The 576-nt window shown below is 52.3% G+C and carries 1 rRNA gene; it reads left to right on the top strand.

What is annotated here, in order from left to right:
- Nucleotides 1–4: 4 nt before the first annotated feature.
- Nucleotides 5–576 (top strand): 23S ribosomal RNA (locus tag DSOL_RS26280); the annotation flags it as partial.

A 576-nucleotide genomic window follows, 5' to 3' on the forward strand; every position in this document is an offset into this window, starting at 1 on the left:
AATAGGTCAAGCTACTAAGGGCGTACGGTGGATGCCTAGGCGCTAAGAGTCGATGAAGGGCGCGGTTAACAGCGAAATGCCACGGGGAGTCGTAAGCAGGCTTTGATCCGTGGATACCCGAATGGGGCAACCCAACTGGAGTCATGTCCGGTTATCTTTAGTTGAATTCATAGACTAAAGAAGGCAACCCGGGGAACTGAAACATCTAAGTACCCGGAGGAAGAGAAAGAATAATCGATTCCCTGAGTAGCGGCGAGCGAAACGGGAAGAGCCCAAACCGAATCCCTTCGGGGTTCGGGGTTGTAGGACCCTCTATTAAGAATGGTTCCCTAGCTGAACAGGACTGGAAAGTCCGGGCAGAGAAGGTAACACCCCTGTAAACGAAAGGGAAGCATTCTGTGAGGGAATCCTGAGTACCGCGGGACACGTGAAACCCCGTGGGAAGCAGGGAGGACCACCTCCCAAGGCTAAATACTTCTTAGCGACCGATAGCGAACAAGTACCGTGAGGGAAAGGTGAAAAGCACCTCGGAAGAGGAGTGAAAGAGAACCTGAAACCGTGCGCTTACAAGCAGTT

This window comes from Desulfosporosinus metallidurans, assembly GCF_001936615.1.
GTDB lineage: Bacteria > Bacillota > Desulfitobacteriia > Desulfitobacteriales > Desulfitobacteriaceae > Desulfosporosinus > Desulfosporosinus metallidurans.